The organism is Shewanella sp. 38A_GOM-205m (genome assembly GCF_000518445.1).
GTDB lineage: Bacteria > Pseudomonadota > Gammaproteobacteria > Enterobacterales > Shewanellaceae > Shewanella > Shewanella algae.
On record NZ_JADP01000050.1, the window covers coordinates 1 to 9230 of the forward strand.

Below are 9230 nucleotides of genomic sequence, written 5' to 3' on the forward strand. Positions count from 1 at the left end.
TGATATTGAATATCTCACCCTGCAACAAACCGCTGAAGTCTATCGCCAACGTTTGATGGATATCAGTTGGTTTATGCGCGCGCTCAATGAACCTATTGCCAGACAAGCCAACCGGGAAGACGGATGCAGCGGTCGCTTCTGGGAAGGCCGCTTCAAATCCCAGGCGCTATTGGATGATGCAGCCGTATTGGCCTGCATGGCTTATGTTGACTTGAACCCTATCCGCGCGGGAATAGCCAAAACCCCAGAAAACTCAAACTATACCAGTATTCAACGGCGGATACAGGCCGCGATGCAGGGCGAAAACACACCTGAGCTGTTACCCTTTGTCGGCAATGAACGGCTGAACATGTCACAAGGATTACACTTTGATGCCAAGGATTATCTGCAACTGGTCGATGATACCGGGCGCATTATCCGCCACGACAAGCGCGGCCAGATTACTGCCGGCACTACGACCATTTTGAATCGTTTAAACATCCCTATCGACAACTGGCTCAAATTGACGACTGATTTTAGCCGTCTATTCAAAGGGCCGGTTGGTACACTGGAATCTCTTACAGACTACTGTATTCACCTACAACGACGACGAAGGCAAGGGGCCGCTAATTGTCAGAAGTTGTTTAGCTAAATCCCCTTAATCTTCTCCACCAACTGAGTCGAACTTTGTTCGATTTCAATAATGCCTGAAATTCGAATTTTGCACTCACTTCAATAGTCGAATGGCCTGAAATACTATTTCATTTCAATAGAAACACAGTATTTCACAAGCTAGAACACTAGAGATTTTTCTCACCCAACACTTACAATCGGTTATTTACAATAGGTGTCTTGATTATCTTCTTTTTGCAATGGGTGTCTCGATTTCTTTCTATCGATTTCTTTATTATTTCCCTATCGGATCATTTAATTGTTTTAAATCAAGCACTTGCAGTAAGACATTTGAAATCAGCATCTAAATTTGCTTGCTTTTCAAAGAGAAAAAATAGCAGGCTTAAGTTCTACAAATTTCACCAGTATAAATTGCGCCCCTATCAATTTGAACTATACTCTTTATCTTAAATTAAAAGATAAAGATGTCCCTCGTGCTGATGATATAAACACGGGATAATAAACCATACTAAGCTAAGGATGAGCTTAGCTTTATCTGTTAATAGACAATTTTGAGAGGATTTATGAACAAAACAAGGATGTTGAGTAAGCTCATGTTGACGGTGTTGAGCATGAGCACATTAAGCCTTTTCAGCTTCTCAGGCTGGGCCGAGGAATACTCGCCAACGGCAAACTGTACCGCAGATGCGTCATGGTTTGAAGGTAAATTCAACCCCAAGATCGCTGCCGATAATTTTGATGATTCCACCATATGTGACTTCCATCAATTCTCCTGGCAAAGCTTCATCTGGTTAACCGAACAAGCAGACGAAGGAAAACTCCGCTTTGAAACCTTCTATTCTGATACCGGGATCTATCCTGACAGTCAGCCTGGTAACCATTTGCTTGGAGGTGTCAACCAGGCGGGCTCAAATGGAATTTTAATCGACCAACATGGACGGGCGTTATATACCAGCATGATGATCAACGATATCTACCGCGACTTTGTCATCAAACACAAACTCTATACCCAAAGTGGGATGCAACAAGCTGATAATAAACTCAATTTCCCCAATGGAGCTATGTCACTCAAGGCCGCTTGGAAGATTGTCCAGCCCGGTGAAGACACCTCTGGTTTATATACCACCAAAGCCCCGATACAACTGCTGACCGTCGATAACGGTCAGGTGGTGATCCCTGAGAATGCACAACAGGAGATGACTCAAGTTGCCTTGGTGGGTTTCCATATTGCGGTATACGTCAATAAGCACCCCGAAGCCATCTGGGCCACATTCGAATTTAAAGACAATGCCCCCACCTTTGCCAAAGGGCAGTCACCCAACAAAATTGTTTCCGATAAGGACTATCTCTTTTATAAAGCCAACACCTTAGCCAAAGACTGTAATACCAACAACGCCGGCATGAATGCCATATTAAAGCTCGATACCAAGACCCAAACCATGGCTGCAGTGACTCAGACATGTCTGCAATACGCACAAGGAACGGTTGATAATCTGCCAAATCCAAAGAAGGCCAAAGAAAATGTTCAAGCCATTATCAGTCTCAATGATAACGTGCATCAGTTAATGCCTAAAGATTCTATCTGGCGTAACTACCTTGAGATAGGTGCCGTCTGGTTCAGTAAAGAAGACCAACTTACCCCAGACTGGAGTCCGAACATGGATCCCGACGCCGAAACAAACTTACTGATTGGGTCTACGCGGTTATCAAATTCCACTATCGAAACCTTCACTCAAAATCAACGCTCAGCCAATGAATGTTTCTCCTGTCACAACACCACGGCGGTAACAGATACTCCGGAAAAAACAGCGCCTCTGGCGGGAAAAAATGTCAATACCAGCCACATACTGTTAAAGAACTACCTCAACGGCCACTCAGTTAAAAGGAATTAATTATGACCGTCAGTTTACGCATTCACCCAACTATAGGCTTTGCCCGCGTCGGCAACAGTATGGACTACTACATCGAACCACAAACCATAGCTGCAATGCCGCAACCCGGACAAACACTCACAGGGGGACTCCCCATTAAAGCAGGCACAGACAACACCCCCATTAGCAGCTCAGACATTCGTGACAGCCAGGGGCGTCTCAAACGACAAGGAGCAAGGTTTAAAATTTATCAATATCCACAGCAAAACAACCCAAGTTATCCTGCGCCGCAAGCACAGGAAGTAACCATTGGCAGTAAGGTCGATGGTAAATGCGTCACCGATATCATCTGGACAGTGCATCTTGCCAATAAGAAAGCAAACTGCTGGGAAATGGATGAGAGCGCTAATTTAGGGATCATTCTCTATCAAGATGGCAAGACACCGCCCCTGCGCAATCCCAGTTTTAATCAAACGGACAACCCGGCCGATACTGTACGTCTGCAAAAATTAGTCATTGATGCCGGTCCTCGCACCATAAGTACGAATAAAAGACAGGCGGCCCAATTCAACCCAAACATCCAGGCCAGTTACTGGGACCAACACACAAATGCAGTTATCCCTCTACCGGACTATCCCCAATCTTACCCAGCAACGGCTGGCAATGATGATCCCAACACTCGTATCGACTATTTAGGAGAGATCCAAACCGAAACCAACGGACGTCTGGTGGTGCTTGGCGGCTTTGGTAAAGCCTGTGGCTTTGATCAACAGGGCAATGCCGATCCCAATGCAAAATTGGATATGGATGTCGATAATAACAACTGGCTCGATGATACCGCAGACGGCCCTGTCACCGCCGTATTGCTCTTTGATGATGGCAGTTATCAGGCACTGGAAAACAGCGCCTGGGTTGTTAGCACAGATCCGGCATATGCGCCGCAAACACTCAATGTTGTTAGCCTGTGGGATGATATCTACACCACCTGGGTAGAAGCATTCAATCTCAACCCAGGCTTATATCAAAATAATGCCTACAACCCTGAGTATGTTCCCGACTTTGCCCAGGACATTCAGCCCATACTGAGGGCGGCCTCCATGCAAATGTGGAACACTAACCTGCCTGACAGTGCCATCAAAAGTCATCGGCAAATCGATAAACTCACTAAAGACAAGCCTCAGTTTGACATCATGTCCTTTATGCGCAAACCCAGCGCAGATGAGAACAATCATCTTGAAGACGGCTCTCCGATGATGCCCCTCTCTCTGGGGGATGCCAATAAGAGCTTTCTCACCTTAAGTAACAGCCAATACTTCCTTATGCAACAATGGGCTAAGGGATTATGTTCCACCTCTGCTCCAAGCATGACAACCCCATTAAATGAGGGTGAAGCCCTGGATAGAGCCGTACTGATGAACTGTTTGGGTGGACGTTTTAGCCCGGGTATCGATCTCACCTTTATCGTACGGGACACCAAGCTGTATAACTCTGACTGGCAAAACCCGAATATTGGCCCCTTTAGAATCAATCGCCAGCCATTAAATTATGCCCTCGCCACTAAAGGCAGCCCATTTCTGGGTGTCGGTTATGTTCCGCTGCGCAGCCACCCCGTACAACCGGGGGATTTATGTAAATTCATGGCCATTCCCTGGCATACGGATTATAACTCCTGCGCCACCCATACCCCCGCGCCTAATCCGGGTGGAGTTATCACAGAAAGTAATATCTACGGCGGTAATATCAATACCAGTCTGTTTTGGTCCTGGCCTGCCCAAAGACCCGTTGCCGTTTACACCTATGAGGATGTAGCCAAACGCAATGATAACACCCTGCCATTACAGCGTTACTCGGTCAGGGGACAAGGCACCAGTGCCAGTGGACAACAACTCACCTTCGATGCTCAGGGTAAATTAAACAACTCACCCGCTTCTAATGTCGGTCGATATCAGGATCGTCACGGGATCCTCAACAACTGGCAAAATATAGGTGTCGTGATCCAAGGGGCCGCCATCGATGGATACCCGGCGCACTTAGACCCTAACTATTACCTGGAAGTCCAAAGTGCTTTTAGCCAAGACGACAGCAACCTGGTTATGCCTTGGGACAATACGGTTACCGACCCTGTCTATCCACCAGAGAAGTAATCCCAAAATGCTCTGGCCTGCATCAACTGCAGTGCCAGAGCAGCAAAATAGATAGATAAAACAGCCTATGAACAATTATTCAGCTTCAGCCACTGCTACTCAAGTTGCCATCATAGGTGGTGGTCCAGCCGGTTGCTGCTGCGCCATTCGCTTAATCCAACAGGGGATAGATGACGTTGTCATCATTGAGTCTTCTGATTATCAGCAGTTTCGCATCGGTGAGAGTATTCCCCCGCAAACCAAACAGCTGTTTCATCAACTCAAGATCTGGTCAGCATTTGTCAAGCAGCAACACCAACCCTGCTATGGCAGTCGCTCATGGTGGGGAGATAATCGCAATGGCTTTAACGACAGTTTGCTCAGTCCCTATGGGCATGGCTGGCACCTTAATCGCCAAAAATTTAATCGTTTTTTAGCCGAGCAGGCTCAAAGTGCAGGTGTAACCTTGTTAACCCAATGCCAATTTAAAACTGGCAGGCTTGTCAATGATAAGTACCATCATTTAACGCTTGATAGACAGGGGGCTGAACATCAACTCAATGCCAAATTCGTCGTTGATGCCAGCGGGGCACGCGCCAGCTTCGCCCAAACCCAGGGAAGTAAAAAACAATCAAACCATGCCCTGGTAAGCCTGGGACGCCGCTTTATCATCACAGATAAACACTATCCTTTATCACAGCAAACACACCTTGAAGCTGTTGAATATGGCTGGTGGTATGCGGCCCGTCTGCCAAATGACAGAGTACTGATAAGCTTAACGACGGATCCCCAAACAGCTAAAACACTCAAGCTTCATGAGACACACAACTGGCTCGATATCCTGGTTAACTCTCCCAATACCAAGGCGCTGCTGCAGGGAGTCACTCCCGAAGATACCCAGCCTAAACGCTATCCAGCCTCCTCATTTTGTTTAAACCCTGCCACTGGCAAAAACTGGCTTGCCATTGGTGATGCTGCCAGCACATTCGATCCCATCACCTCAGGCGGGATCATCAAAGCCATGGCCGACGGTGTCACCTGTGCAGATATCATCGCGGGTATATTCAAAACATCAGGTCATGACACTCACCATGGTCTGATGCAATATCAGCAAATGCTCATCCAGCGCTACCAGCATTACCTGGCCATGCGTGCTCATTACTATCAGCAGGAAAAACGTTTTTTAAACAGCCCCTTTTGGCAAAAAATGCAGGCTATGAGCCCTCACAAGATTCACAGCAAAATGGAACTGCAGGCCAATTTAACGTAAATAGAGACGGCGAATAGTAGATCACTTGTCGTTGTACTCGTGATTTCCAAAGAAACCCGATGCCGCAAGGCCATTCCTTGATATCCCTATCGTTAGACATTCGAAAATTTATTCATATTAGACACTGTGTCAGTGCGTCCTGGAAGGAGATACCCCGTGTCTGGTGTGGAATCACTGGCTGTGTTGCTGTATTAAGATCGGCTATTTAGCAAATATCCACAGGCCTTTACGTTAAATAGAACTAAATAGAACCGAGCCCCCCGTAATTCTTGCACTCACTTCTATAACCGAACATCCCTCAAAGGCTTGAAAAACAAAGTTATTTCAATGGAAACATCTGCCTTTCTGTAACACAGACATGACTAAAGCTTTTACTCAGCTAATTGTGGGTGTCCTTGTAGCCGTTAATAGCTTTTGTCCATCTTTTACAATGGTGACAACATCTGGTAGTGTAGCGGGTAAATCTCAAGTGGATGTACTGTTTCGCAAGAATAAGGGTACACGCCCCTCACTTTCGATCCTCATTGAACAATGTGAAACATTACTCATCAACGCAGACAGCGTTGCGCTGAGTTATCGTGAAATTCACCAAGAAGCAGAGAAAAATTCTTCTCGTTCATCTGTCGTGATAATTGATATAAAAGATGGAAAGCCACTATGGCGATACCTGCAGGAAACGGCGCAGAGTCGTAGCTAGAGTCTTGCAAAAAGGTAAAGAATGAATCATCTCTAAAAAGCTAAGAGAGGCGCTTTTCCTATTTCATTGGGATTAGCGCTTTAACGTTACTTACTCCTTCTTGAATCTAATCATCGAAAATATTCTATATTAGAATATTTGTTGATTTAAAACATTAACGTCTTACCTAAATCAAAAAATCAAGCCACTCATTGTAAAATAACAACCTAATATTCTCTCTCAATGACTTCGAATGACGACAACTGCTTGATTTTATCCACTATCCAGCCACGTCTATGCTCGTAACTGCGCCCAGGCAGTGCATCTTCACCACACAAAAATGCCCTTAGGACGCAACGGTTAATCACGTGGTAAAAGGGCGTACTTTCAGCATCTATCAACTGACGACGGGCAGTGGTCATAACCAATCTCGACTGAGCTTTGATGGGTATTTCAAAGCCTAGTTAAGCCTGTTCGAAACATCAAAAAGATATGGCTGTCCTATCTTTCTCTGTCCTATCTTTCTACTATGTATTTTTTTGTAACGTCATGTAAATTCTTAGTCTGACTTCAGTTTCTTATAAGCACTTATCAATAACTCAGTTTCAGTTTCCGATTTATATTGCTTTTTCTCCATATCTAAACCAGAACTTTCAAATATAGACTCTGCCTTTTTAAACATTGAAAGTGCCTCAGATTCATTTAGAAGTAGCTTCTTAAATGCTTCCGCTTTTTTCTCAATTTTATTGCTATTGATATAGTCAAGTTCTTCACCCATACCTAACAAGCGCACTATCAGCATTATGTGAAAACGAGCTTTTTTATTTTCTGTTTTAAGGTCACCAGACCTGAAGAATTGTTCTACTCTGTAGTAGCAAAGAGAACTTACATAATAGGGTAAGTATTTATGTCCGTCTGCAAAGATTCTTCCAGAAAACCTTTTAACTATTGTTCCATAATACCCTGACACTAGATGAGGTGAGTTTAAGAACATTGAAGCAAATGACTTAATCTGAATAGGGATCGATATTATCTGATTCCTTTTTATGCCTGAAACCGAGTTATATTGCTGAGAGCGCCTTTCATAGTATAAAGGTATTGAAGTTTTTTCAGCAGAGTAATACAGCTCAAGTTGTTTTTGGAAGATGCTAAGTGCTTCAAGCTGCTCAGTTTTAACTTCTGTTTGACTGTTCGTCGCCAAAGTAATGCTAGCTTTTATATCTTCATTTGCCGTAACAACTATTTTTATAGGGACCTGAACTTGTTCAATACCTTCAATGTTCTGACATTCATGAAGAATATGACTAGTTTGACAACCATTAACCACTTGATAATCTCTGATTGTGAAACGGTTACCAGCTGGGGTAATTGAAGAAGCAACTACAGTTACACCATTGTTGAGTACACAAAAAATATCAAATTTTTTGTCTTCAAGAGTACCTTTTATTTTCTTGTTTACAGGATTATCACCCTGAAAATCTCTTACATTATCATCAAAAATACTATGTATTGTCTTATTCTCATCTTGGATTAACTTCAAGTATTCGCTTAATGGAATAACCCCAAGGTAACCCTCTGAAACCCCTTCAATGTCAGGTAATGTAATTCGATTTAAAAAGGTAATAGTTGAAGAAAGTTTGTTTTTAGTCTCATGGAAGAGTTTTTGGATTTCCGAAGAACCACAAGGTTCGAAACTTACAGTTTCAAAAATTCCAATCGCATCTACCTCATCAATACCTGAGCTAATAACGGCGGAAAGGTTCTGGTCATTTACCCATTTTCCAGTACATACATAGTACATTTTACAATCAGGTCTTCTATTTACCATATACGAAGACTTTAGGATAATGTCTTCCCATAGAACCTTTTTAGCTTTAATCGTTTCATTTTGTACGAGCTTAGGATCATCACTTAGGAAATCTTTTATACCATGGATAAAGGCACCGATGTCTGCCCCACTAAACGAAGACGTTGTCTTCGTTTGTATGAAGCCAATCTCTGCGTCTAAGTGACCTGAAGATTCAACAATTTCTCTGAGTTCATCACTATCGTTTACTAGGCGCCCATTTACGAGAATATACAGCCCATCAATAGCGCAGTCACCACCAGAACCTGAATGAACTTCATCAAGCTCAAAACTTCCACGGAATTGCTTTGATAAAATTGAGTAGTTTGCGAAGTGCTCAAACTGAGTAGATTCAGGTAACCGCTCTAACTCACATTGTTCAGTAAAGCTCTTTAGTAATGAGCCTGTAATCTTATCCATATGGTACAACCAGCCTATATTAACGTTTTGATTATTATGCTCTTATGATGCCACTCTTGTTGTGAGTAAGTTCGTGAATTTACATAGACATAATGATTCCCTGTGCAGGTGTCGGCCTCCGTGTTTTCTCGTGGATTAGTTAAACCAGAGCCACACTGTTTGTTGATCCAATAGGCAAACAATCACAGGAGGCCGACATGTCTAAAGCTAACACACTTTTTATCGGGTTGGACGTACACAAGGAGACCACTGACGTGGCCTGGGTTTCTGATAAGTCTGCTGAGACTGTGCATTACCATGGCACAATCCCAACCAACCTGCGTTCATTCGATAAACTCATTAAGAATCAAACAGCCAAGACCAGCAAGCTCTGTGTTATCTATGAGGCTGGTCCCTGTGGCTTCTGGCTCTA

At 43.8% G+C, this 9230-nt stretch carries 6 protein-coding genes and 2 pseudogenes; 6 read left to right on the forward strand and 2 right to left on the reverse strand.

Annotated elements, in window-relative coordinates:
* The 5 genes from N512_RS24565 to N512_RS24465 all read left to right on the forward strand — a co-directional run.
* Positions 1-631: hypothetical protein (locus N512_RS24565; protein ID WP_028781287.1), on the forward strand; the 631-nt coding region annotated here is incomplete at its 5' end.
* A 592-nt stretch (positions 632-1223) separates the two neighbouring features.
* Entirely contained in the window at positions 1224-2504 is a 1281-nt protein-coding gene (locus N512_RS23395; protein ID WP_156029281.1) for a hypothetical protein, read from the forward strand.
* Between the two features lie 2 nt (positions 2505-2506).
* The gene (locus tag N512_RS23400; RefSeq protein ID WP_037475599.1) at positions 2507-4627 is read left to right on the forward strand and encodes a LodA/GoxA family CTQ-dependent oxidase; all 2121 of its coding nucleotides are present in this window, start codon (positions 2507-2509) and stop codon (positions 4625-4627) included.
* 67 nt (positions 4628-4694) lie between these two features.
* On the forward strand, positions 4695-5876 hold the full coding sequence (locus tag N512_RS0118780; RefSeq protein WP_028781288.1) for an NAD(P)/FAD-dependent oxidoreductase: 1182 nt from the start codon (positions 4695-4697) through the stop codon (positions 5874-5876).
* Positions 5877-6234: 358 nt separating this feature from the next.
* Positions 6235-6573: a hypothetical protein gene (locus N512_RS24465; RefSeq protein WP_156029283.1), complete on the forward strand. Its 339-nt coding sequence runs from the start codon at positions 6235-6237 to the stop codon at positions 6571-6573.
* Positions 6574-6791: 218 nt separating this feature from the next.
* Here the strand turns inward: N512_RS24465 and N512_RS24230 are convergent.
* Together N512_RS24230 and N512_RS0118785 are read right to left on the reverse strand one after the other, a co-directional pair.
* Positions 6792-6974, reverse strand: a pseudogene (locus N512_RS24230) (alpha-amylase family glycosyl hydrolase); the annotation flags it as partial.
* A 137-nt stretch (positions 6975-7111) separates the two neighbouring features.
* A complete protein-coding gene (locus N512_RS0118785) occupies positions 7112-8818 on the reverse strand; it encodes an AIPR family protein (RefSeq protein ID WP_028781289.1) in 1707 nt (568 codons plus the stop codon).
* A gap of 197 nt (positions 8819-9015) precedes the next feature.
* Here N512_RS0118785 and N512_RS24740 point away from each other — a divergent pair.
* Positions 9016-9230, forward strand: a pseudogene (locus N512_RS24740) (IS110 family transposase); the annotation flags it as partial.